This window comes from Peteryoungia ipomoeae (genome assembly GCF_004912165.1).
In the GTDB taxonomy this organism is placed as follows: Bacteria; Pseudomonadota; Alphaproteobacteria; order Rhizobiales; family Rhizobiaceae; genus Allorhizobium; species Allorhizobium ipomoeae.
In genome coordinates, this window is the sequence record NZ_STGV01000006.1 from 216,999 (window position 1) to 241,918 (window position 24,920).

The following is a 24,920-nucleotide window of genomic DNA, read 5'->3' on the forward strand; positions in this document are numbered from 1 at the left end:
TGCCTCTTCAAAAAGGGGACAATGCGATGATTGAGAGAGTTGGAACGACGCCATTCGGCGGCGGCCGGATGTCTGCGCGCGTTTTTGCGCGCCAGGCCAAGGTTGCGGAACGGCAGGAGAAACTGCAAGCTGGCACGGGTGGCAATGACACGGGCCGTGCCGACAAGTGGCAGCTACTGCGGGCGCTCACGGAAGCACGCGGCCATTTCGGCCTGAGCGACCGCGCGATAGGTCTGCTCGAAGCGCTGGTCAGCTTTACCCCGGACCGGGAACTGGATGGCTCCAAGCCGATCATCGTCTTTCCATCCAATCGCGAGCTGTCTCTGCGCGCGCGCGGCATGGCGCCGGCAACAATCCGCCGGCATATCGCAGCATTGATCGATGCCGGTCTTCTGTTCCGTCGCGACAGCGCCAATGGCAAGCGCTATTGCTTGCGGGGCGACCATGGTGACGTTGAGGATGCTTTTGGCTTTGATCTTTCTCCCTTGGCGCTCAAGGCAGCCGAGATCCTCTCTCTGGCAGAGCAGGCGCGGGCTGAGGCGAAGGCACTTCGTTTGGTCAGGACAGAGGTTTCCCTCCATCTGCGGGATATCTCGAAGATCATCACAGCAGCCCTCGAAGAAGTGCGTTCTGGCGACTGGGATCAGTTCCTGATGCGCTTTCACGAACTCTCCTTTGGCGCTCTTCCACGCAACGTCGACGCGCCAAGCCTAAGGTCGTTGCGTGATCGCCTGGTGGCTTTTCGTTCGGAAGTGGAAAACGCATATCTTTCAAGCCTTTCTGAAGAAGAAATGAGCGGCAATGACCTTCAAAACGAGCGCCACTATCAGAATTCAAACACAGACCTACCATTTGAATTAAACGGCCAAGAGACAAGTGAGGGGGCGGAAGCGCCGGGGAAGCCAGAACCGCGGAGGGTGGCGGTGAGCCTTGAGCGACTGCGCAGAATTTGCCCGCAGATTGGCGACTATTGCAGCGGTGGTATGAAAACCTGGCAGGATTTGCAGCGAGCCGCGGACCTCGTTCGATCCATGCTCGGCATTTCGCCGGATGCCTGGGCGAAAGCGAAAAAAGCCATGGGCGAGCAGGCGGCTTCGATCGTGATTGCGATGATGCTCGAACGCGCAGAGGACATCCGTTCGCCAGGCGGCTATTTGCGAGACTTGACGGCAAAAGCGGAGCGGAAGACTTTCAGCATCTTCCCGATGATGCAGGCGCTTGAAAGGAACCGGGAATAGCGTGACCAGGTTGACGGCTGTCAACGGGCGATGACCGAAACCATTGATATCGGAAGAAAAATGGACGTAACCGCACCCAACGACTTTGCTTCGGACGATGCTTCAGAGGCCGCCGCCACACCGCGGATGCTAACCTGGGCGCGCAATTCTGCCGCCTATCGGCTGGGGCGGCGGATGATGACCGAGAAGGAATTGGGTGACGCGATCAGGCGCAAGGCCAAGTCTAAGTTTGATCCCATCAACGAGCGTCAGCTCGCCGAACTTGCTGAGGCAGCAATCGCCTTTGGTCGTTCAATGTTGGCGCTGGACGATCAGGCTTACGCGGAGATCCGCGCCAATTCAGCAGCCCGCGGCGGCAAATCGAAACGGGCGGTGGCACGGAAGCTAGCAGAGAAGGGCATCGAGATCTCAATCATCTCCGAGGTGCTGTCCGAACAGGACGATTTCCGGCCGGCCGTGGTCTATGCCCGCAAGAAAGCCTTTGGACCTTTCCGTCGCAAGGAGGGGGATGAAGCATCGCGGAACAGGGAAATCGCTTCTTTTGCGCGTCAGGGATACGGCTTTGATTTGATCCGGCGCGTGATGGCAATGTCGCGGACCGAGGCAGAGGACGTTCTTGCCGGCTGAGCTTCCTCAGCTTTTCGCCCGCTCCAGCATACCGAAGAGATCGCGCGGCTCGTCCGGATCCGCGATCAGATCAATCTCCTGAAAGAGGTTGGTTCCGCGGATACGGTTTTTGACATAGCGCAGAGCCGAAAAATCCTCGATCGCGAAGCCGACACTGTCAAATAGGGTGATCTGCGTGCTGCTGGTGCGACCTTCCGCCTGACCGGAAAGCACCTGCCAGATTTCGGTGACCGGGTAATCCTTCTCCATTTGCTGGATCTCACCTTCAATCCAGGTTTGCGGCGGATACTCGACGAAGGTTTTCGAGCGGCGCAGGATGTCGGGATGAAGTTCGGTTTTGCCCGGACAATCCCCGCCAATTGCGTTGATGTGCACGCCCGACCCGACCATGTTGTCTGTCAGGATGGTCGCAAACTGCTTGTCGGCAGTGCAGGTCGTTATGATCTGGGCGCCTTCGATCGCAGATTGGGCCGAGTTGCAGATTTCGATCTCGAAGCAAAAGCCATCAAGGTTACGCTTTGTCTTTTCACTTGCACGTCGGTCGATGTCGAAGAGCCTGAGCCTGCTGACGCCAAGCACGGATTTCATCGCCAGCGCCTGAAATTCTGCTTGGGCGCCGTTGCCAATCATGGCCATGGTTGTCGAGCCAGAGGGCGCCAGCTTCCGCGCGACCATCGCCGATGTTGCGGCCGTGCGCAGCGCGGTCAGCAGCGTCATCTCTGTCAACAGAACAGGGTAGCCTGTCGACACTTCGGCGAGCAGTCCGAAGGCCGTCACGGTCTGCAGGCCCTGACCCATGTTTTTCGGATGGCCGTTCACATATTTGAATGCGTAGATCTCGCCGTCCGACGTGGGCATGAGTTCGATGACGCCATCCCTCGAATGAGAGGCAACGCGCGGCGTCTTGTCGAAGAGCGGCCAACGGCGGAAGTCCTCCTCGATGACATCGGTCAATTCGACCAGCAACCTCTCGATGCCGACCTGGTGCACCAGGCGCATCATGTTTTCAACGCTGACGAAGGGGACGAGAGCTTTTTCGGAAGGCGTGGGTGCTGTCATGGGCCACCGTTGTAAGGATGAACTCACTCCAGTGTATTGCCGTCAAGTTCTTATCGAAATGTCGAAAAGCTATCGTTCTGTCGCGCGCATTGCGCACAAATGAGTGTCTGATTGTTCATTCTGGCCAGAATGCGAAAAGGGCCTCCGATAGGAGACCCTCTTCAGGTTCGTCGGCTGATTCAGCGTCTTACTTGAAGAGGCTCGGTAACCAGAGGGAAAGCGCGGGTATGTAAATCACCAATGCGAGCACGACCAACATGGCGCCAAAGAACGGCCAAATCGTCTTCATCGCTTCCCGGATGGTGATCTTGCCGACGGCGCAACCGACAAAGAGCACGGTTCCCACTGGAGGCGTTACCAGGCCAATGCCTGCATTCAGGATGATGATCACGCCGAAATGCACCGGATCGATCCCGAAGGCTTTGACGATTGGAAGGAGCACCGGCGTCGAGATGATGACCAGCGGTGCCATATCCATGAAGGTTCCAAGGACAAGCAGGGCAACATTGATCAACAGCAAGACGATGATCGGATTGTCGGAGACCGAGCGGACGAACTGGATCAGCGACGTCTGCACCTGGAGAAAGGACATCAGCCAGGCAAAGGATGCCGCCGTTCCGATGACGAGAAGTACGAGCGACGTGGTGCGAACGGCACCAAGGACGGCCTCCTGGAAACCTGCCCAGTCCAGTTCCCTGTAAACGAGAAGTGCGACGAGCAACGCGTAGATGACGGCGATGCAGGAGCTTTCGGTGGCGGTGAAGATACCAGAGCGAACGCCGCCAAAAATGATCCCGATCAGGAGAAGGCCGGGAAGGGCGGCGGCGAGGAAATAGCCTAGCCTTGCAAATCCCGGGAAGGGTTCAGACGGATAGCCTCGCCGCCGCGCGACGATATAGGCTGTGATCATCAGCGCGATCGTCATCATCAGACCGGGAATGATGCCTGCGGTGAAGAGGTCGGCGACGGAGACGGTGCCTCCGGCGGAGATGGAGTAGAGGATCATGTTGTGCGAGGGAGGGATGAGCAACGCGATGATGGCCGACGTCACGGTCACGTTGACAGCATAGCCCCGATCATAGCCTCGAGCGGCCATCTGCGGGACCATCAACCCGCCAACAGCCGATGCATCCGCAACGGCGGAGCCGGAAATACCGCCGAAAAGAGTTGAGGCGATGATGTTCACCTGCCCGAGCCCGCCGCGCAGATGCCCGACGAGACCGGCGGCAAAGCGGATCAGGCGATGCGCAATACCACCACGCACCATGAGATCGCCGGCGAAGATGAAGAACGGGATCGCCATCATGGCAAAGACGTTCATGCCGGAATTCATCTGCTGGAAGACCACGATCGGCGGCAGGCCGAGATAGAGGACCGTCGCAAGCGAAGCGAGACCAAGGCAGAATGCGATCGGCATGCCGATCAGCATCAGGGTCACGAAGGTGCCAAACAGGATTGTGTAGGCCATCAGCTGTGCTCCGGCGCGTTGTCCAACGCAGGTCTGGCGATGAGAATGTCGAGGAAGCGCTCAAGGGCAAAAAGCGCAATCAGCGCGCCGCCGGCGATCAGCGGAAAGAAGTCGACGCCGCCTGGCCAGCCGAGAACCGGTATCCGAGCCGTCCAGGTGCCCATTGCAAGCTGAAGCCCGTGATAACTCATGGCTGAGCCGAAAACCACGACCAGCCCCATGCTGAGCAGATCCATGAGCCGCTGTATCCGAACAGGCATGCCGTGTCGGACAAAATCGAGGCCGAGATGAACGCTTTCGCGGACCCCGACGGCGGCCCCCAGCAGGATGAACCAGGACATGAGCTGGAGTGACAACGGCTCGGACCAACTTGGCGTATCGTTGAGCATGTAACGAGCAAAGACCTGCCAGCCAATGATGGCGGTCATGGCGACAACGCCGAACGCTGCGAGATAAAGGCATAGGAGGCTTAACCTCCCCAAGGAGGGCCTGATGGCCCCGAGAAAGCGCTCCATGATGTTCTCCTGAGGCGATGCGCTTGAAGAAGGCGGGCCGAACCTGACGCTCGGCCCGCCAATTGCCTTCAGGTCACTTGACGGCGCGGACGCGCTCGACGAGCTCTTTCATCTTCGGATCCGTGATGAACTTGTCATAGACAGGTTGCATGGCGGCGGAGAATTCTGCCTTGTCGACCGTAATGATGTTGGCACCGGAAGCGCGGATCTTTTCCTCGGATGCTTTTTCGCGTGCCTGCCAAAGTTCACGCATCTTGCCAACGGATTCCTTCGCCGCTTCGCGCATGATGGCCTGATCTTCGGGGGAGAGCTTGTCCCATGTGACCTTGGAGATCGCGAGGATTTCCGGTGTCAGGGAGTGATCGGTCAGCGTGTAGTTTTTTGCCACCTCGAAGTGGCGCGAGGATTCATAGGATGGCCAGTTGTTTTCAGCCGCATCGACGACGCCTGTTTCCAGCGACGAATAGACTTCACCAAAGGGCATCGGGGTCGGGTTGGCGCCAAAAGCTTCCATCATCGCGATCCAGAGATCGGATTGCTGGACGCGGACCTTCATGCCGGCAAGATCGCTGAGTTTTTCGATCGGCTTCTTGGTTGAATAGAAGGACCGAGCGCCGGAATCATACCAGGCAAGACCGATCAGGCCATGCGGCTCAAAGGCGGCCAGCACCTCGTCACCGATTTCGCCATCGACCACCTTGTGCATATGTTCGGTGTCGCGAAACAGGAAGGGCAGGCCGAAGACGACGGTTTCCGGTACGAGGTTATTGAAAGGCGCGCTGTTGACGCGGTTCATATCGATGACGCCAAAGCGCGTCTGCTCGATCGTGTCCTTTTCTGAACCGAGCGATGCGTTGTTCATGACCTCGATTTTGATGCGGCCATTGGTCTTTTGTGAAACCAGTTCGCCCATGAACTTGACGGCATCGACAGTCGGATAGCCGTCGGGGTGAATATCGGCAGAGCGCAGGGTCATTTCCTGTGCGAAGACGGCGCTGGCGCCAAGGGTCAAACCCATTGCCAGGCTGAGCATTGCGGTCGTTTTCATGTGTTTTCCTCCTCCTTGATTGAACCGCCGAAACCTCCCGTAACGGCGGATTGCTCATCGGCTACCTGCTCCCCGCAGGTTTGAGACCGAAAAGTTCTTGCGGGTTATCCACGAGAGCGAGATGGCGCGCCGGATCGTCGGGCAGCCAGCCGAGCACTGTGTCCGTCAGTGCCGCGTCATCGGGATAGTCGTCTTGTGAGCGCGCGAGGTTATGCGGCCAGTTCGAACCCCAGACGATGCGCTCCGGCGCATGCTGAGCAATCTGTCGGGCGACGGCGGCGATATCGGCAAAGTCCGGTCCGCCAGACTTCGAGGATTCATAGGCGCCGGCAAATTTGAACCAGCAGTTTCCGCCATCGATCAGACGCCTCACGGCGGCAATCTGCGGGCTGTCGGGTGTAACGCCGCAGAAGAATTTGCCATGGTGATCCAGCACCCAGCGCGATTTCAGCCGGGAAAGGCGTGCCTCATGATCGAGAATGTTGCTGCCGTCGAACTGGACCGCGAGCATCCAGTTGCGGCTTGCTGCAATGGCATCGACCGCTTCGAGCTGGCTGAGATCGACGCCGCCGCCGGGCAGGTCCATGATGCGCAGGCCGATGACACGTGTTTCCGCCAGTTCCGCCAGCTCGGCCTCCGATACGGAGCCGTCTACGGCTGCGACACCCCAGGCGAGATCGCCGAAATCGTTGAGGCAAGCGATCAGATTAGAATTGTCGCGCTGGTGTGCATTGCCCTGGGTGATGATGACGCGGTCGATACCGATCCAGCGCATGAAGGCGCGATACTGTTCCGGGGTCGGCAGGTCGCCAGCAGGAAGGCTGGGGCCACCTTCAAGCGAAGGGAAGCCCGGCAGATAGGCATGCATCTGTGTATCGATCGCCCCCTTTGGCAGCGCGATCTTTGGTTTGCGGCCGATCAGGGGGCGAACGAGTGCCATCAATCATCCTTCATCTTGAAGTCGGCCAGGGCATCGCGATTGATCTCGATGCCGAGGCCCGGGCCATCCGGGATGGAAACCACGCCGTTCAGATGTTCGATCGGCGTCTTGATCACCGCCTGGCGGAAAGGGTTGTCCGTGCGGTCGAATTCGAGGATCGGTTCGATCGGATTGACGCGCACCGGATCCGGAACCATGGCGGCAATGAACTGAAGGGCAGCGGCGATATGCACGGCGGTGCCCCAGACATGCGGGACCACGCGAACGCCATGCAAGGCGGCCAAATCGGCCACGCGCTTGGCTTCGGTAAATCCGCCCACGCCGGCAAGGTCCGGCTGCACGATATCGATGCAGCGTGTCTCGATCGGTTCCTTCATGCCCCAGCGACTGTGCCAGGTTTCGCCACCGGCCACCGGGATCGGCTGCTTGGCACGGACCTCGCGATAGGCCGCCAGCTGTTCGGGCACGACAGGCTCCTCGAACCAATCGAGGCCGTATTCTGCCGCACGCCGGCCGAATTCGACGGCTTCCAGCACGCCATATCCGTGATTGCCGTCGGCCATCAGGCGCATCTCGGATCCGGCGGCGTCTCGGGCAGCCTTGATGACGCGCAGGTCTTCCTCGATGCCGAAGCCCACCTTGATCTTGGAGGCGTGGAAACCCTGGGCCCGATAGGCTGCAATGTCGGTGGCATTGTCTTCGACGCGGTCGACCCCGTCCCGCTTGAAGCTGCCGGTAGCATAGGCCCTGACGGTCTCGCGGAAACGTCCGCCGAGCAGAACCGAGACGGGGGCTTTGAAGTGTTTGCCCTTGATGTCCCAGAGTGCGATGTCGATGCCGGAAAGCGCTGTGATCGTCAGCCCGCGCTGGCCCTGATCGCGCAGGGCGTTGTAGAGCGTCGCCCAGATCTTTTCCGTTTCCAGCGGATTGGCGCCGATCAGCCAGGGCTTGTAGGCGGCAACCACCGCAGCATTTGGGCGAGCCGGGCCGAGGCATTCGCCCCAGCCCGTGGTGCCGTCGTCGCACACGATCTCGACCAGCACATGCGCCCGCCGGTCAAAGCGCATGGATGCGCTCTGGAACGGAACGGAGAGCCGATGCTCAAGGAGATGGGTGCGAACGTCGACAATCTTCATTTTAGCGCTTCCAGGGTTCGATCAGCTTTGCGAGAATCTCTTCTTCTTCGCGGGTCAGGTCATCGAGCGGAGAACGCACCTTGCCGGCATTGAAGCCTTGCAGACGAACGCCCGCCTTGACGGCAGCGACAGCATAACCCTTGCGACGGGCCCTAAGCGCCATGAACGGGTAGAAGAAGTCCCGCAGGATCTCTTCGCAACGGGCGCGATTGCCGGCGCGCAAGGCGTTGTAGAACTCGACTGCAAGGCCAGGCACGAAGTTGAAGACGGCAGACGAATAGGTGGTAAAGCCGGCACCGAGATAGGCTTCGGCGAACAGTTCGGCTGTCGGCATGCCGCCGAGATAGGTCAGGCGGTCGCCCATGGTGGCCGTGATCTGGCGGATAAGGCCGATCTCGCCCGTGCCGTCCTTGAAGCCAACGAGGTTGGGGCACTCGTCGCAGAGACGCTTCAGCGTGTCGACGCCGATGACCGAATTGTCGCGGTTGTAGACCATGACGCCGATCCCGATCGACTGGCAAACGCGCTTGACGTGGTGGTAGATGCCTTCCTGCGGTGCATCGATCAGATAATGCGGCAGGAGCAGGATGCCGTCAGCGCCGGCCTTTTCGGCAGCGCGGGCAATCTCGATGGCCATGTCCGTGCCGTAACCACAGCCGGATACGATCGCGGTCTTGCCGGCGGCTTCCTTGGCGGTTGCCACGATGCGCGGAATTTCACTCGGCGAAAGGGAGAAGAATTCACCCGTGCCACCAGCGGCAAACAGGACCGGAGCATCATATCCGGACAGCCATTCTACATGCTTGGCATAGCTGTCCGGCTGGAACTGACCTTCGCTATCGAAATGGGTGACAGGGAAGGACAGCAGGCCCGCGCCGAGCGCGACCTTGATTTCTTGCGGCGTCATAATCGAATATCCTCTGTTGGCCTCCTCCGGCCAAGTTGTCATACGTGTTATGCGCCATTGAGTCAACAGTCATCGTACAGGTTGGCGTTGCTCCCGCAAAAGCGCCCGGTATCGGCTCTGGCTGCCGCGCAGATGGCGGCGCATGGCGTCGCGCGCGCCTTCTTCGTCGGCGGCGGAGATGGCCTCGACAATCTCGGCATGTTCGTCGTGAATGAGCTGCAGATAGGCGGTCTGGTCTTCTTCCTTGTCCTCGTCTCGCAGGGCGGCGCGGGGAATGACATTGCGACCGATCATCGCCAGGAACTCGCGAAAGCGCGGATTGTTGGTGGCTTCTGCGATCGCCAGATGCAGGGCAAAATCCGCTTCGGTGGTCGATTGGCCGGCCTTGAGACAGGCAAGAACGGCATGGTGCCGCTCATGGATCACCTCTTCCTGCGCCGGCGAGCGGCGCAGGGCGGCGAGTCCCGCGGCCTCTACCTCGACGGCTGTGCGCAGTTCCAGCAATTCGATCATGGAGGAAACGCGCGCCGGATCAATCTCGCCGAGGCCAAGCGACGGAGCGGGCGCTTCAGGGGGCTGGAGTACAAAGACACCCGCACCTTGACGCGCCTCAACGAGCCGATCAGCCCTCAAGGCGGCAATCGCTTCACGCACAACGGTTCTTGAAACGCCGTGTGCCTCTGAAAGCTGCGCCTCGCTCGGCAGTTTTCCGCCCGGAGGGAATTGGCCGGCAAGGATCGCCTTTCGCAGGACCTCGGCCAACCGCTGGGTTAGCGTACCGCCTCCCGCCTCGGACTTTGCCTGTGTCATGTAACTTCCCCTTGCCGCCAGTCATTCGTTAAACAGTCATAAACTCGTCTGTCAGGTTTGCAATGGGCTTGCCACTTGAATGGCACCATACGAACAGTTAAGAATAGCTTGTATGATGACTTGGCTCAGGGGGAGATGCGGATGAAACGGCTATTGTTGACGGGTGCCGCCGGAGGACTGGGTCGTGCGATGCGGCCGCGGCTGGCAGGAATGGCTGAGATCCTTCGCGTGTCCGATATTAGCGACCTCGGCGCAGTTGCGGACCACGAGGAGGAGATGCAATGCGATCTTGGGGACCGGGCTGCGGTTGACCGATTGGTGGATGGCTGCGATGGCATCATCCATCTGGGTGGAATCTCGGTAGAAGACAAGTTTTCCAAGATCCTCAACGCCAACATTCTGGGACTTCACAATCTCTATGAGGCTGCGCGGGCCAACGGCATGCCGCGCATCCTGTTTGCCAGTTCCAATCATACGATTGGGTTTTATCGTCAGGATGAGTATCTCGATCACACCATGCCGCAGCGTCCCGACGGCCTCTACGGCGTCTCAAAGTGCTTCGGCGAAGCGCTGGCGCGGATGTATTTCGAAAAATTCGGCCAGGAAACGGCGCTGGTTCGGATCGGCAGTTGCATGGAGAGGCCGACCAACCATCGCATGCTGTCGACCTGGATGAGCTACGATGATTTTCTCAGCATGATCGAGTGCATCTTTCGCGTTCCCCGCCTCGGATGCCCCGTGATCTGGGGATGCTCGGACAATGACAGTCGTTGGTGGAGCAATGAGCACGTGTCTTACCTGGGCTGGCGTCCGAAAGATAATGCCGAGAGATTTCGGAAAGATATCGATGCGGCCGTTGCCAAGCCGGCGCCTGACCACGCCACCGCCGTTTATCAAGGCGGGCCCTTTGTGCTCGATCCAATTTTCAGCGAGGAGTGAGCGACTGTCTTGTCAGTCAAGCGTTTTGTTCGCGCCATGATTGATTGTCCCTTATGAGAGCGTTGAGGATGGTTATGAGCTTTCTGGCGACAGCGATGATGGCGACGAGCTTTGGCTTTCCCTGAGCGACGAGGCGATCACGGAAGGTTTTGAGGGTGTGATTATGGCGCGCGGCAACGAGTGCGCCCATGTAGAGCGCCGTTCTGACGGCGGCGCGACCTCCGCCGATGAAGCTCTTGCCGCGCCATTGGCCGGATTGACGTGTCCAGGGAGCAAGGCCGACCAGAGCGGCGATCTGGCGTCGATCGAGCTTGCCGAGTTCCGGCAATTCGGCAATCAGCGTGCGGGCGATCTGGTCGCCAATGCCGGGGACCGATTTCATGAGCTCGACCTTGTCGAGCCAGTTTGGCGAACGGCGGATGGTTTCGTCGATGTCCTGATCAATGTCGGCAAGCTCCTTCTCCAGCGCCTTCAGGAGCCGCTTGATGCTGTTGGCCGTGCGGGTCGATGCCCGTTTAAGGCGTTGATTTTAGGCGCCGATCATGGCGACGATCTGTCGCCGGCGGGCGACGAAATCACCCAGGGCCTCCGTCTCGGCGTCCGGCAACGGGCGCAGGTCGGGCTTGGTGGCTGCGGCGAAACGGGCAATCACTGCCGCATCGATCGGATCGGTCTTGGCCCTTTTGCCGAGCGCCTGCGCAAAGGCCCGCACTTGCGCCGGATTGACGATGACAACCGGCAACCCGGCCGCCGCAAGCGCCGCCGTAACGACGGTTTCAAAGCCACCGGTCGCCTCAATAGCGATCCGTTCGGCCTGAAGAGGCTTCAATCGCTCGACCAGGTCGGCGAGCCCAGCATGATCACGCGGGACATGAAAAGGGGCTATCGAGGGAGTGTTTGCGGCGACATCCAGACGATCTTTCGAGACGTCGATACCAATGTGGAGAGCGTCCATCTTATCCCATCCTTGCACAAGCGGGCTTCGCTTCGAGCGGCCCAAGCGACTGTTCGGGGTCGATGGAACGGCGGACGAGGACCCTTGCTCACCCACGGGCTTGGCGTCCCAGAGGGGGATCGGTCTCCCGTCCGCCACCGCAACTGGCACTATACCAGAAACGGCAAAATCTAAGTTACAAGGGGCACACTGGCCCCCGCCTGATTTCATGAAGGATCGTTCGACGATACTTCATGCTCGTTGAGTATAGCGGATATCCAACTGATTTATTGTTGGAATTTTATTAAAATTGCAGAAATCAAAACGGATTTCGTCTATCCGTTAACAGATTTTTCAATAATGGTCGCTGGATGCATAACCCGTTATATCGAAGGGGTTAAGAAAGCGTTGCGCCCCGATCTCGCCCGGGATTTTAATGCCGACAAAGCGTTAAGGGGTGAGTAACCATGTCCATCGAAGATCTCCGCCAGTCTGGCATCGACAATACTTCCGCGAATACCGACTTCAGTGAAGTGGCTGAACAGCATCTGAACATCCTGCCCGAGGCTGAGGATGCTCTGGAGATTGCTCAGGCTGACCCGGCATCGTCTGTCTCGACGGATGCAGCTCCCGTCGAGGCCGCACCGACAGCCATCCCGACGCTCGTCAAGCCTGACGATAACAATGTGGTGACGCTGCCTGCCACTGTCGATCTCGACAACCTGGAGTTCGAAGTTGCCGGAAACGACCTGGTACTCGTTCTCGCCGATGGGACCGAAATCACGGTGCAGGGTGGCGCGGCCAACATTCCGACGTTCGTGATCGGTGAAGTCGAACTGCCTCAGGTGGTTCTCTTTGCAGCGCTTGAGGACAGCAACATCAACGTTGCGGCGGGTCTGGACGGCAGCTTCAGCGCCCAGGCCGGTTCGCCCAGCAACGGTGCCGACTTCAACGACGACCCTTATGGCGACGGCCCGGCTGAGCTCGGACTGATCGACCTGCTCGGTGACACGAGCTTTGGCGACGAGTTCCGCACTGCGCAGATCTTCGGCGGCAATGGCCGGCCTTCAATCGATGGCGCGTTAGAAGGGTCCTTCCGTTTTGACGAAGCGTTTATTGCCGATGGCGTTGCCGGCAATGAAAGCTTCAGCGGAAGATTGCCGTTTAATCCGGGTCCGGATGATGGCACGATTTCCGCGATCGGTTTTGCCGGGGCAGGAAATGTCGATGAAGAAGGTGACGGTAGCAGCACCACGCTATCTCTGACATCCGGTGGCTTGCCGGTCCAGTTCGAGACTTTCCCGGCACCCACTGGCACCGCCCTCAATTTTCTCGCCCTGCGCGGCTTTATTGTCGTTGATGGCGTCAAGACACCGATTTTTGAGATCACCGTCGACGATCGCACGAGCGGCGACTTCACGTTCAAGCTGATCGGCAAGCTCGACCACCCGGATGCTGGCGCCGATGACAGCCAGGCTGACGCCTCCGACATCATCCGTCTTGGCTTCAACTATACAGTGACCGACAATGACGGCGACAGCGTCACTGGCGATTTCGAGGTCGACATTCTCGACGATGCGCCGTCTTTTGGCGCGCCGACGCCTGGATTTGTCGATGAGGATAAGCTGCCTGAAGGTTTTGACGAAGTTCCCGAAGGAGACCGAGCCGTTTTTGATGGTGAGCCTTCTTCCGAGATTTCGCCTTCGCCGTCCGATGAGCCGTCATCGCCGTTCCCGTCCGTGCAGGGCTCGCTTGGTATCAACTGGGGCGCTGACAACGGCAATGCGGTTGTCGATGGTGGGCTTACCGATGCGGTTAACGATCGCGGCGTTGCCTTCACGCAAGGCACCTTGGACGATTTGGTAGAGCAGGGGCTCTCGTCAGATGGTGTGGACCTTGAATACAAGCTATCTGATGATGGCATCACCGTTTATGCCTACAAGCCGTATTACGATGGCGGCGACAAGGGCGGCCTTGTAAGCGCCAAGTTCTTCGAAGGCGGTATCAGTTCTCCGTATTTTGAGAACGTTCAGGGGCATGTCGTATTTACCGTGACATTGTCCGATGTTCTTAACGGCACTTATGATTTCACCCTATACGGCAACCTGGACCACCAGGTTTCCGGAACGAGCCCAGAGGCAGAGGAAGATCTTTCCATTAGCTTCAAGTTCACGGCCAAGGATAGTGATGGCGATACGGCCGGCTCCAAATTTACCGTCAACGTGAATGACGACAGCCCGGTATTTGAATCCGCGCCGACCAACGCATCGATTGACGAAGAGGATATTCCGGGCAAGGAGCAGAGCCCCGGGATCGGGAACTCCGGCGACAGCTATGCGGACACGCCTGCTGCAGATGATCTGCCGTGGCCTGGGACTGGTTCCGGCTTCTACAACAACTGGGATGGAGGCCGTGTGGTGTACGGCAACCTCAACATAGACTGGGGTGCGGATGATAACCAGGGCTTCCTCGACGGTTCTGCGGATCGATCTGTTAGTCTTACGGCTGTTGGTGCCGGTACAGTCTTCCAGACCGGTGCGGTCGTTCAGGTTGTTCAGGACGGGGCCTCGACACCTTCGCCGCTGACACACAACGGTGAAACCGTAAAGATGTGGGTGTCTTCAGATGGCGACTATGTGTGGGGCTACACCGGCGAAGTGGTGGGGGACTTTCCGCCACAGCAGTCACAGGTTGTTTTTACGATCGGCCTGGGTGATGGCGGAAGCGGATCCTATTCCTTCACTCTTTATAAAAACCTCGACCACGCGGTAGCCGGGACCGAGGATGATCTGCGCATAGATTTCAAGGTTGTTGCAACTGACAGCGACGGCGACAAGGCGACGTCCGGTTTCTCCATAACGATCGACGATGACGCTCCGGTCATCGTTGCCCCCGTTGCCACGACAGTCGAAGATGAAAAAGCAGCCAACGGCAATGACGAGACTGAGTCTCCAAACAATCTGGCCGGCCAGGCCACCGGCAGCCTCTCGATCAACTGGGGTTCCGACAACGGCAACAATGGCTCGGGCGGCCTTGGCGATCGCTCCGTCAGCTTTGTCAGCAAAGACGTGACCATCAGCGGCGGCCTGGACGGCAAGTTCACTTCGCTCGGCATGCCAGTGAACACTGTGGTTCTCAAGGACGGTACGCTTATTGCTTACACTGGCAACAATGCGCCGACCGCTGCCACGGGTGACGGCGCGGAAAACGTCGTATTCTATGTCGAGCTTTCGGATACGGGGGTCGATAACAAGGGTGCCTACACCTTTACCCTGGTCAAGCCGCTTGATCATGCCAATGACGGCACAAACTCTGAAAACAGCCTGGACCTAACCTTCAATTTCAACGCCACCGACAGCGACGGGGATACGGTAACCAGCAGCTTCAAGGTCACCGTCGTTGACGACAAACCTGAGCTGGCCAAGGTCTGCCCGATCGAGGAAACGGCCAACGAAGACGACATCAGCACAATCGGTTCGGCTCACCCGGGTGCATCGCTTGGCACGAGTCCCAATGACGGCAACCGTGACGGAACCTATACCGGCAATCCGCCGAGTGCGAGCACAGGCCCGGCCTTCCTCTCCGGTTCGCTCACCGGCCTGGTTAAGGTTGGTGCCGATAACAAGGTGACTTTCTCCTTCATCGAGAGCGCGACAGTTGTCAGCACGCTGACGACCCTTGGTCTGTCCTCGAAGGGCCAGCCCCTTAGCTACGAGCTGAAGGATGGTGTTCTCTATGCTTTCGACAACGAAAATAGCGACGGCGCCTACCAGTCGGCCGCCGATCGTCTGGTCTTTACGTTGGAACTCAAGGCGGACGGCTCCTACGCATTCAGCCTTTATGACCAGCTGGATCATGATGCCCCCCGCGATGACCGGTGGGATCGTGAGACCGATGCAGATCAAAATGAAGACCTTCAGGATAAAATTGAGGGTGATGTTACGGCAATCGATTTCGGCTCGCTGATCAAGGCAACCGATAACGATGGCGATAGCGTTACTCTGAATGATGCCTTCTCTATCAAGATCCGCGACGATGTTCCGGAGCTGAGCGGCAAGAAGGAAACCCGCACCGTTGACGAAGACGACATCGCGACGCGGGATTCGAGGGGTACGAGCCCGAACGACGGCGATCAGAATGATGACTCGCTGACAGGCAATCCGCCGAGCGCAGATAGGGGGCCAGCCTTCATCTCTGGCTCGCTGACGCGCCTCGTCAATGGCGGTGCGGACGACACGGTCCGCTTCTCCTTCATCGATGGTCGTGATGCCGCGCAGGTCATGGATCGCCTCGGCTTGTCGTCAAAGGGCGAAGAACTCAGCTATGAAGTGAAGAATGGTGTTCTCTACGCCTATGACAACGACCGTGGCGGCCCAGGTTTTGGTGACGGCGATCGCCTGGTGTTCAAGCTGACGCTGAACCAGGACGGCTCCTACGAGTTCGAACTGCACGATCAGCTGGATCACGACTGGGCGAAGGGTGAGAACTTTGACCTCCAGGACGGGTCGTCGCGCTTCGATGTCACCGACCTCGACTTCGGCAAGATCATCAAGGTCACCGACTACGACGGCGACTCCATTACGCTTGATGGTGCCTTCAATATCGAAATCCGGGATGATATCCCTACGGCAAAAGCGGAAAACACCTGTGAAACGTTGATCGTCGACGAGACCGACGATCGCCAGAATGACGATGTCAGGGATGCTATTGCAATCTTTAGAGGCCTTCGCGACGTCGGTTCCGACCGTGACATGGATCCGCAATTCGCCCGGCAAGAGAATTTCGTGAAGGCGATAATCAACGGCGGTGCAGACGACGATGTCGACGTCGATTGGTCGCTCGAGCTGACCGGTCGCGACGGGCTCGACTCCGGCCTGAAGACCACCGATGGCAAGACCATCAAGCTCTATGTTGAGGGTGATTTGATCGTCGGCCGCTACGAAGACGGTCGTAGCAATAGCCAGACACATGGTCACGGACACGGCCATGCCGGGGGTAGCAACAAGGGTGACGCGGCCTTCGCGATCCACATTGCCGATGACGGCACTTTGTCGATGGTCCAGTATGTTTCGATCAAACACGATGACGCGTACGATCACGACGAGTCCAACGATGCGAATGATGGTATTTCCGCGACGGATCTGCAGACGCTTGCCGGTAAGATCAATGCCATTCTGACCGTCACCGACTTCGACGGCGACAAGGCCGTCAGCAAGGTCGCCGTCGGTGATCGTATCCAGTTTGAGGACGATGGTCCGAGCGTCAAGCTGACCCTAAACAAGAAGGCCTCGATCATCATAGACGAGACGGATGGAGTTCGGGAAAGCAACCTGGAAACCGACCGTGTCGGTCACGATCTGGGCTCAGTCAAGATCTCTGCCAAGTCGCTGTTCACTGAGTCTGTCTCCTACGGCGCCGACGGTGCTGCCAGCCAGGCGTCGAAAGTCTATTCTCTGGCGATCAAGGGTGCGAACAGGGAATCGGGTCTGCTTGATGCGGTAACCAACGAGAAAGTAATGCTCGTTGACAAAAACGGCGTGATCGAGGGCCAGATCTCCGGTGGTCGCGTCGTGTTTACGATCGCAGTCAACGCTGAGAGCGGCGAAGTCACGGTGACGCAGTGGCGCGCCGTCGAGCACTCGGACAAGAACTCACATGACGAACTATCTAGGGCGATCACGAGCGCCAAGCTCGAGCTGACGGTCACCGTCAAGGATGGTGATAACGACACCGATCACGACAGCATCGATCTCGGTTCGATCATCCAGTTCCGTGACGATGGCCCGAAAGTCGGAGCCAACGAGACTGTCGTTCTTGAAGACGACGATCTACCGAACGGCATCGACGGCGGTGACTGGGACAATGAAGCGCCGAATAACTCGACCGGCACCTTGTCGCATCATTTCGGCACAGACGGTGGGTCGATTGCGCTGACCGGCGTGGATCTTCCGAAAGACCTCGGGTTCAAGGTGTCGCCACACACTGCTTCGGAACTGGTGGTGATGCAGGCGCAGGGCGACAAGGACGTTCCTGTTTTGAAGGTTGTCATTGATCCTCAAACCGGAGTCTACGCTGTCACGCAACTGGCCCCAATCCGTCACCCGTCGTTGAACGGTGATGACGGAGACAATAAGGAAAACAACGTCGATTTCACCATCAAGTATCGTGTCACAGATGGTGACAACGACACGGCCAACGGTACGCTGAAAGTCACCATCGACGACGACATGCCGGATCCGAAGGTGACGGTCCCGACTGGCACTGTGGTTGTGCATGACGAGACTGCAGGCCTGCAGGAAAATGACGTGAACAGCAGCTTCCCGAGTGTACCGCACGCCGGCGGATCGCCGATCGGCGTTGCCCAGTCCGCAACTGCGATCGTCACCGTCGATCCGCGTTACGGTGCGGATGGTCAGGGATCTGTTCGTTACGCAATTGATGTACCAGGCGGCGACAAGATTTCGTCTGGGCTCTTCACCACAAGCGGCAAGCCGATCACCCTTTTCGAAGTGAGCCCGACACTCGTGGTTGGCCGCTACGATGGCGCAGATGGAGACCTGTCGGTCGGCGACAAGGATCCTGCGGCATTCGCCATTCACATTGACCCGACCACAGGCGTCGTCACCATTGCGCAATATGTGGCGCTTCAGCATCCAAATGGCGGTGACAGCCACAACGAACTTCTGGCCCTTGGCAAGAATACGCTGCGCGTTACTGTGTCGGTCGAGGATGCCGATGGCGACAAGGTCGAACAGCGCGTCGAAATCGGCGACAAGATCGGCTTCAAGGACGATGGCCCCAAGGTCACGCTGACGAGCAGGCAGGGTGCTGAGATCGTCATCGACGAAACCGATGGCGTTCCGGCCACTGACGAGGTTGACGAGCTCGGCGGAAACCTCGGCACGGCCACTGTCGCGGCGTCGGCAGTGTTTGACCAGGTCTTTAACTACGGGGCTGATGGCGCGGCAGCGCAGGGCGCCAAGGTCTATGGTCTTTCAGTGTCTACGGGTGGTGTTGACACCGGACTTGTCGATCCGGCATCGAACATGGCCATCCGTCTGTACAACAACAACGGCGTGATCGAAGGCCGTGTCGGCGCGACTTCGCCCGTAATCTTCACCGTGTCCGTCAATGCCGCCACCGGCGAAGTGACAGTGACACAGCTAAGTGGGATTAAGCACACCGATACGACCAGCCATGACGAATTGTCGTCCCAGATCACCGCGGGTGTTTTGAGGCTTTCGGTGACGATCAAGGACGGCGATGGCGATATACATAGCCAGAGTGCTGATCTCGGTTCGGTCATCAAGTTCCGTGATGACGGTCCGAGCGTGAAGTCCGGCTCGATCTCGCTTTCCGTCGATGAAGACGGTTTGCCGGGTGCTGCCAAGGACGCGCAGCCGACCGCCTTGGCGGGCGAAGTCCAGGGCACCAACAGTGCCACCACCTCCGTGACGGTTGCCGACCTCAAGGCGCTGTTCAATTTTGGTGCTGACGGTGCGCATGCAAGCGAGGCGATTTCGCTGAAGGCACCTGCCAGTGGCGCGCCGGAGCTGACCTCGCAGGGCAAGCCGATCCAGATTACGGTGAGCAGTGATGGCAAAACGCTGACGGGTACCGCTGATAACAGCCCAGTCTTCACGCTCAAGTTGAGCGATGATGGCAAGACCTATGGCTTCGAACTCAATGGCCAGATCGATCATCCGTCGCTGTATGGTACAACGGACGATAACACCGAAAACTCCCTCCCGCTCGATCTTTCAGCCTACATCGTCGGCAAGGACGGCGATGGCGATACGGTGTCGCTCACCCCCGGCAAGTTCGTGATCAACGTGCAGGACGATATTCCGGCCGTTAAGGCTGGCGAATCTGTCAACGTCAAGGTTGATGCGCCTGTCGTTGTTGAGCCGGTACCAGGCAAGGTCGCAAACTTCGTCCTCGTCATTGATACGTCGGGCAGCGTGACCGCCGAGCAGATCGAAACACAGGTAAAGGATTTTCTTGAGAGCCTTGAGGGGTCTGGAGCCGATTTGGTCCGTGTTCACCTCGTGGAGTTTGGGGACAATGCGGCGCCGATCGGTACCTATGACCTTATCAAGGCTGATGGCCCCGACGATAATGAGCTTCAGCGCGCGTTTGACGATATCGAAGACCTCAACTTTGGTGGTGAAACCAATTATGAGGCCGGTCTGCAGCAGGCCTTGCAGTGGATTGAAGGCATTCCGTCCAAGACCATCAATGTGACTAGCGAACTCAAGGAGTTCGACGCAAATGCGAACGGCCAGGGCCAGGGCCAAGGCAATACCGATAAGGCTTTCATTATCGGCAATGGTTCTACGCAGTTTGCGCTGGTCTCAGGCTGGGTTGCGCCTGCTAACCAGGTTGGTCATCTGCGCAGCGCCGACGGTGATATCACCAATGGCTGGGGTGTGGACGGCAATAACGGCAACAATTCCGAGCCGCATGACCTTGAGCCTGCTCCATCGACGGAGGTGCTGCGTTTTGACTTTGGAACGTTCAACGACTTCGACAACGACGGCGCTTACCATAACAGGGAAAGCTTCAATGGCGTTCCGGTGACGAGCGCGACATTCAATCTTGACCGTCAGGCGAGTTCTGGGGTCACCAACTTCGAGTATACCGCATACTTCGTCGATGGTTCTCTGGCACAAACAGGTTCTTTGCCGGTCTCGGGTCATGACGCCCCGCTGACGATTGTGGGACTGGATGGAAATGCTGGAAAGCAGATCGCCTACATCGAATTCCGTGTGACTTCCGGTCGCGGGGACGTTGATCTCGACACTGTCCAAACGGCTCCAGTTCCCCCGGGCACGATCCCGGATGCCGATGTCAACCAGCTGATCTTCATCTCGGATGGCCTGCCAAACAGGGCCGTCGGCGATAACAATGCCACGCCCATTGAGGCGATGGATGCTATCAAGGAAGAGCTTGAAGCTATCGTCCAGCAGGGCAATCGCCCGGGTGACCAGGCCTTCGAAATCGAAGCTTTTGCGGTCGGTTCCGCTCCGAACCTGACTGTTCTCGGTCAGGTCGAAAATGGCACCGCCCAGGACCTGAAAGACACCACTCTGGTCAAAGAATTCGCTGACTTGATTGATAGTCTGGGGGGCGTCGAAGGCTCTCAGACGGGCACAGCGCCAGTTGCGTTCAATATCGGCAGCCTCGTTACTGTTGGTGCTGACCAGCCTATCGCCTTCACCCTGAAGGACACCTCTGCATCAGTGGAGGCCCTCAGAGCAGAGGGCCTGAAATACGGCGGCAATGATCTGGATTACGAAATTGAAGGGAACACCGTCACGGCCAAGGTCGGCTCGACTGTGGTCTTCACGTTGGTGCTCCAGGCCAATGGCCAGGGTACCTTCACGCTGAACAAGCCGGTTGACGGCCCTGGTGACAAGGTCATCGACTTCTCGACGCTTATCCAGGCTGAAGACCGCGACGGCGACGCCGTTTCGCTCGCCCCGGGCAAGTTCACTGTGACGCTCGATGGTGTTCCCGCCGGCGAGGCTCAGACCTTCCAGACATTGGAAGATAACAGCGTGAGCGATAAGATTATCGCAACGGCCGGCGAAGAGGGCGGTCAGTTCGAGCTCGTGACGGGGCCGGAAAACGGGACACTCACGCTGCAGGCGGATGGCAATTTCACCTATCAGCCAGCCAAGGACTGGCATGGTACTGAAACCTTCACCGTGGCAGTGGTGGATGACGATGGCGATAGCTCGAACATCGTCGTGACTGTTAATGTTGCGGCAGTGAATGATAATCCGACTGCGGCAGATGACAGCCTTTCGTCTGTTGCGGAAGACAGCGGCGTTCGCGTCATCAGCATCGCCTCGCTGCTTGGCAACGACAGCGCGGGTCCGGCCAATGAAAACGGTCAGACGCTGACGATCACGGCTCTGTCGAACGTCGTCGGCGGGACCGCGATCATCGCTGGTAACGACATCCTGTTCTATCCGACGCCGAATTTCTTTGGCACGGCCTCGTTCGACTACACGGTGTCGGACAACGGCCAGAGCAATGGCGTGAACGACTTCCAGGCGAGTGTCGGCACAGTCTCCTTTGAAGTCACCCCGGTCAACGATCCCGCAAGCATCTCTGGTATTGTCGGTCGCGAGGTCCAGGAAAACATCAGCCTCGCTTACTCCGGTGAACTCTATGCCGGCGATGTGGATAACCCGCCAGACACCTGGAAGGTCGTGACCTCCGGCACGTCGACCTACGGCACCTTCTCCATCGATGTGCACGGCACGTGGAGCTATGTCATCGACAACGCCAATCCGACCGTCGATGCATTGAAGCCTGGTGATAAAATTACCGACTACTTCAAGGTAGAGACGATCGACGGCACGCCGCAGACGATTTCGATTTACATCCAGGGTACAAACGACGCTCCGGTGATCACCGGTGATTTGGCTCTGAATGTTGTTGAAGGCCAAAGCGTGCCCGTCACCATCGCCGATCTTGGCTTCACCGATGTCGACGATCTGCCGTCCGGTGTCACGTTCGCGGTGACCGAAAGTTTGCATGGAGGCATCCATGTGAACGGGGCTCCCGCCTGGCAGTTTACCGGCGAGCAGCTCCAGTCGGGCCAGGTGACCTTCGTGCATAACGGCGCGGAACAGAACACGGCCTCCTTCAAGGTCCTGCTTGAGGATGGCAACGAGGATGTTTCTCCGGCCCAAACGGCTGTGGTGACCATCGACGTGGCGCCGGTGAACGACCCTGCGGTAATTACCGGGATTGTTGGCCGCGATGTCGCGGAAAACACCACGACCGCCTATACGGGTGACCTCTACGCCGGCGATGTCGACAACACGCCGGACACCTGGAAGGTCGTGACCTCCGGCACCTCGACCTACGGCACCTTCTCGATCGATGCCGCAGGCACCTGGAGCTATGTCATCAACAATGCCAATCCGACGGTCGATGCCTTGAAGCCGGGCATGAAGCTCGACGACTCCTTTGTGGTCGAGACGATCGATGGCACGAAGCAGACGGTGTCGATCCACATCCTGGGTACCAACGACGCGCCAGTTGTCACTGCTCCCGTCACCGGCGTTGCGACTGAAGGTGGAGTGACCTCCACACTGAACGCCCTTGCAAACGCCACAGACCCCGAAGGCTCGACACTTTCGGTTGTCAACATTGGTGCATTGCCAGCTGGTGTCACATACAATCAGACGAACAAGACCTTCACGCTCGATCCAACGAACAGCGCCTATACTTCGCTTGCTGCTGGTGCGACGACAACTGTCACCGTTTCTTATCAGGTGTCTGATGGATTGGCAGCGACCTCTGCTCAGGTGTCGTGGACGGTCACGGGGATTGCCAACAACGCCGCACCGACGGCTGTCGGTGAGACGATCATCACGAACTCATACACCACGGTCATCCCGGATTGGGTTCTGCTGCTGAATGATAGTGACGCAAACGTGGGGGACGTGCTTTCGGTGACTGCGGATCCGAGTTCGGCGCAGTCCGGTGTCTGGTCCGATGATGACGTTGTGTCCGACACAGGCTCGACGACCACATACTCCGACAAACCGTCGATCTGGGGTATATCGAACCCCGAAGGTGGCTCCTTCAGGTACACCGTTGCCGATAATCATGGCGGCATGTCGTCATCTGTGACAGCGAACGTCGAATACAAAAGCAGTCTGAACGGAACATCTGGTGCCGATATTCTGATTGGCTCAGGTAACCTGAACGGCAATGATGGAAACGACGTGCTGGTCGGCAGTTCTGGCAACGATAAACTCAGTGGTGGAGCCGGAAATGATATCTTGTTCGGCGGCGGCGGAGCCGATCTGTTTAAGCTGAGCACGACTTCGGGTACCGACACGATCAAGGATTTCAAGATCGGAACTGATCAGATTGGGCTTCTGGATAACGGGACCGCCAGCAACTCTAGTAATGGGAGTGTCAATTTCGGCAGTACCAGTGCTGGCTCAACGTTGCATAGCGGTGACGTCAAGACGTCTTCAGATATGGCTTGGGGTAACAGCAATGGCTTCGACAACAGGGTCGTGGTGATAACTGCACAGCAGGCAGAGGCCCATATTAAAGCGGCGATTGGCGGCCAGAATGGTAGCAACCACGCCGACAATACCTACGTCGTGGTTTACAACTCGGACAAGGGGCGCGCTGAGGTCTGGTTCGATGACAACTGGTACACTAAGGAGGATCGTAAGCTGGTTGCTATTCTGGAAGGTGTAACGGCTGACCAGGTGAAGAACTTAGCCGAAAATAGCTTTTACGCTTACAGCAACGTCACCGACCCCGTCGTCCTCGACCTCGACAAGAACGGCTTCGCCCTCTCGTCGATCGACAACGGTGTCACGTTCGACATCGATGCCGACGGCCACAAGGATCAGATCGCCTGGACGAGCGACGACGGCATCCTCGCCTATGACGTCGATGGCAACGGTCTGATCTACAACGGCTCGGAAATCTTCACGCCGGACTTCAACGGCGGGAAATATGCGAGCGGTGTGGCGGCTCTGGCTTCGCTCGATACGAATGGCGATGGCAAGATCGATGCAAGCGACGATGCCTTCTCCAAGCTTTCGATTTGGGTTGATGCTGACAATAACGGCATCAGCGACGAAGGTGAGCTGTCGAGCCTCATCGACAACGGTGTCACCAGCATATCGCTGACCACCGATAACACCGGCGGTGAGGAAGACGGTCAGACGGTCTTCTCGAAGGGCACCTTCACCTTCGCGGATGGCTCGACGGGTGACTTCATGGAAGTCGGCTTCGACGCGATCTTCGGATCGGATGCGGATCCGCTGACCGTCATGGGAACGGATGGCAACGACATCCTGCATGGCGGCATGGGCCAGGTGGTGATGACCGGCGGTGCCGGCGCTGACACCTTCGTCTTCGATGCGACGGCGCTCAGCGAATTCGATGTCGCCGATGTCATCACCGACTACAGTCTGTCTGAAGGCGATGCGCTCGATGTATCAGCCCTCCTCGACACCTTGCTTGGTGCCGAAGCGGATGCAAGCCAGATGGCTGAGCATGTGAAGGTCGCGACCGATGGCACGGATACGACGCTGAGTGTCGATATGGGCGAAAGCGGATGGAAGGATGTCGCGGTCCTGCAGAACCACACCGAAGCGGTGAAGATCCTGTTCGACGACAATCATTCGACCACGATCAATCCGGACCTGCATGGCTGATCCGTGATCAAAGATGGAGAAGGGGTCCGCAAGGGCCCCTTTTTTCGTTCACGATTCGAGCGGCATGGTCTCTCGATGGTCTCGATCG

The 24,920-nt window shown here is 58.3% G+C and carries 12 protein-coding genes and 1 pseudogene; 4 read left to right on the forward strand and 9 right to left on the reverse strand.

Annotated elements, in window-relative coordinates; translation table 11 throughout:
- Nucleotides 1–26 precede the first annotated feature (26 nt).
- Both repC and FAA97_RS17680 read left to right on the forward strand, forming a co-directional pair.
- Nucleotides 27–1,238, forward strand: coding sequence for a plasmid replication protein RepC (gene repC / locus FAA97_RS17675; RefSeq protein WP_136599882.1), 1,212 nt, complete (start codon nucleotides 27–29; stop codon nucleotides 1,236–1,238).
- 60 nt (nucleotides 1,239–1,298) lie between these two features.
- Nucleotides 1,299–1,865, forward strand: a complete 567-nt coding sequence (locus FAA97_RS17680) for a regulatory protein RecX (protein WP_136599883.1) — start codon at nucleotides 1,299–1,301, stop codon at nucleotides 1,863–1,865.
- Between the two features lie 6 nt (nucleotides 1,866–1,871).
- Here FAA97_RS17680 and FAA97_RS17685 read toward each other — a convergent pair whose 3' ends face one another.
- The 8 genes from FAA97_RS17685 to FAA97_RS17720 form a co-directional block, all read right to left on the reverse strand.
- Nucleotides 1,872–2,924: an ornithine cyclodeaminase gene (locus tag FAA97_RS17685; protein ID WP_136599884.1), complete on the reverse strand. Its 1,053-nt coding sequence runs from the start codon at nucleotides 2,922–2,924 to the stop codon at nucleotides 1,872–1,874.
- A gap of 187 nt (nucleotides 2,925–3,111) precedes the next feature.
- On the reverse strand, nucleotides 3,112–4,392 hold the full coding sequence (locus FAA97_RS17690; RefSeq protein ID WP_136599885.1) for a TRAP transporter large permease: 1,281 nt from the start codon (nucleotides 4,390–4,392) through the stop codon (nucleotides 3,112–3,114).
- Nucleotides 4,392–4,907, reverse strand: coding sequence for a TRAP transporter small permease (locus FAA97_RS17695; RefSeq protein WP_136599886.1), 516 nt, complete (start codon nucleotides 4,905–4,907; stop codon nucleotides 4,392–4,394). The genes FAA97_RS17690 and FAA97_RS17695 overlap by 1 nt, the downstream gene beginning before the upstream one ends.
- 73 nt (nucleotides 4,908–4,980) lie before the next feature.
- Nucleotides 4,981–5,955, reverse strand: coding sequence for a TRAP transporter substrate-binding protein (locus FAA97_RS17700; RefSeq protein WP_136599887.1), 975 nt, complete (start codon nucleotides 5,953–5,955; stop codon nucleotides 4,981–4,983).
- A gap of 61 nt (nucleotides 5,956–6,016) precedes the next feature.
- A complete protein-coding gene (locus FAA97_RS17705; RefSeq protein WP_136599888.1) occupies nucleotides 6,017–6,895 on the reverse strand; it encodes an amidohydrolase family protein in 879 nt (292 codons plus the stop codon).
- Complete coding sequence (locus FAA97_RS17710) at nucleotides 6,895–8,031, reverse strand: mandelate racemase/muconate lactonizing enzyme family protein (protein WP_136599889.1); 1,137 nt, start codon at nucleotides 8,029–8,031, stop codon at nucleotides 6,895–6,897. The genes FAA97_RS17705 and FAA97_RS17710 overlap by 1 nt, the downstream gene beginning before the upstream one ends.
- 1 nt (nucleotide 8,032) lies before the next feature.
- The gene (gene kdgD / locus FAA97_RS17715; protein WP_136599890.1) at nucleotides 8,033–8,938 is read right to left on the reverse strand and encodes a 5-dehydro-4-deoxyglucarate dehydratase; all 906 of its coding nucleotides are present in this window, start codon (nucleotides 8,936–8,938) and stop codon (nucleotides 8,033–8,035) included.
- 69 nt (nucleotides 8,939–9,007) lie between these two features.
- Complete coding sequence (locus FAA97_RS17720) at nucleotides 9,008–9,748, reverse strand: FadR/GntR family transcriptional regulator (RefSeq protein ID WP_136599891.1); 741 nt, start codon at nucleotides 9,746–9,748, stop codon at nucleotides 9,008–9,010.
- Between the two features lie 141 nt (nucleotides 9,749–9,889).
- Here FAA97_RS17720 and FAA97_RS17725 point away from each other — a divergent pair, with 141 nt between their 5' ends.
- On the forward strand, nucleotides 9,890–10,687 hold the full coding sequence (locus FAA97_RS17725; protein WP_136599950.1) for an NAD-dependent epimerase/dehydratase family protein: 798 nt from the start codon (nucleotides 9,890–9,892) through the stop codon (nucleotides 10,685–10,687).
- A gap of 16 nt (nucleotides 10,688–10,703) precedes the next feature.
- Here the strand turns inward: FAA97_RS17725 and FAA97_RS17730 are convergent.
- Nucleotides 10,704–11,642, reverse strand: a pseudogene (locus tag FAA97_RS17730) (IS110 family RNA-guided transposase).
- Nucleotides 11,643–12,088: 446 nt separating this feature from the next.
- Here FAA97_RS17730 and FAA97_RS17735 point away from each other — a divergent pair.
- Nucleotides 12,089–24,832, forward strand: a complete 12,744-nt coding sequence (locus FAA97_RS17735) for a DUF5801 repeats-in-toxin domain-containing protein (RefSeq protein WP_136599892.1) — start codon at nucleotides 12,089–12,091, stop codon at nucleotides 24,830–24,832.
- The last annotated feature ends 88 nt before the right edge of the window (nucleotides 24,833–24,920 follow it).